Consider the following 1,418-nt stretch of genomic DNA (forward strand, 5'->3'; position numbering starts at 1 on the left):
AGGCGGTGCGCGATGACGAACACGGTGCGGCCCTTCATGAGGTTGTCCATGCCGGCCTGAACCACTTCCTCGGTGCGGGTGTCGATGGACGAGGTGGCCTCATCGAGAATCATGGCCGGCGGGTCGGCGACCGCGGCGCGCGCGATGGAGATCAGCTGGCGCTGGCCCTGCGACAGGCCGGATCCGTCGCCTTCCAGCACCGTCTGGTAGCCGTTCGGCAGCATGCGGATGAATCCGTCCGCGTTGGTGAGCTTGGCCGCGGCGATGCATTCCTCATCGGTGGCGTCGAGCTTGCCGTAGCGGATGTTGTCCATCACGGTGCCGGTGAACAGGTTCACGTCCTGCAGCACGATGCCGAGCGACTTGCGCAGGTCGGGCTTGCGGATGCCGCTGACGGAGATGCCGTCATACAGGATCATGCCTTCCTGGATGTCGTAGAAGCGGTTGATGAGGTTGGTCACCGTGGTTTTGCCGGCGCCGGTCGCGCCCACCAGCGCGATCTTCTGGCCGGGCTTGGCGAACCAGGTGATGTCGTGCAGCACCGGCTTGTCGGGGTTGTATCCGAACGTCACGTCGGTGAATCGCACGTCGCCCCGCAGCAGCGTCAGACGGCCGTCCGGCGAGGTGATCGCATTCTCGCGGGCCTTCATCGCCACTTCCGCGGCCTTCGGGCTCAACGACTGCGCGGCCTTCAGGGAGCGGGTGCCGTCGTCGCTTTCCTCGCGCTTCCAAGCCCAGTGGCCGGTTTCGTGGTCGACTTCGGTCATGGTGCGGCCGTCCTCGCCAAGCTCGACGTTGACGAGCGTGACGGTGCCGCCGTCGTCCTCGGGCTTCTCGTCCATGAGCTGGAAGATGCGGGAGGCGCCGGCGAGCGCCATCATCACCATGTTGAACTGCATGGAGACCTGGCCAAGCGGATTGACGAAGGAGCGGGACAGGGTCAGCAGGGAGATCAGCGTGCCGAGGGTGAGCGTGCCGGCTCCGGAGAGTCCGAAGTTGCCCACGCCGGACAGCGCCATGGAACCGCCGGCGATGGCGAGCAGGATGTAAAGGATGTATCCCATGTTGCCGACGACGGGCATGGTGACGTTGCCCCAGGTGTTCGCTTCGGCGGAGGCGTGGAACAGCTCGTCGTTCTTCTCGTCGAAGGTCTTCTGCGTGGAGTCCTCATGGTTGAAGACCTTGATGACCTTCTGGCCGTTGACGGCCTCTTCCACGAAGGCGTTCACGTCGCCGATCCACATCTGCTGCTTGACGAAGTAATGGCCGGAACGGGAGACGATGGCGCGTGCGGCGAAGAAGATGAGCGCGGAGAACGCGAGCACGAAGATCGTCACCGGAACCGACAGCCACAGCATGGAGACCAGCGCCGCGATGGCGGAGATCGCGGAAGAGAACATCTGCGGGAAGGACTGGCT

Annotated in this window: 1 protein-coding gene; it reads right to left on the reverse strand. The window is 64.5% G+C overall.

All coding sequences use genetic code 11. The features are described 5' to 3' along the window. Positions 1-1,418, reverse strand: a 1,418-nt coding sequence (locus tag B3C64_RS04650) for an ABC transporter ATP-binding protein (RefSeq protein ID WP_291534066.1), incomplete at both ends; no start/stop codon positions are given.

This window comes from Bifidobacterium sp. UBA6881, assembly GCA_002451435.1.
Classification (GTDB): domain Bacteria; phylum Actinomycetota; class Actinomycetes; order Actinomycetales; family Bifidobacteriaceae; genus Bifidobacterium.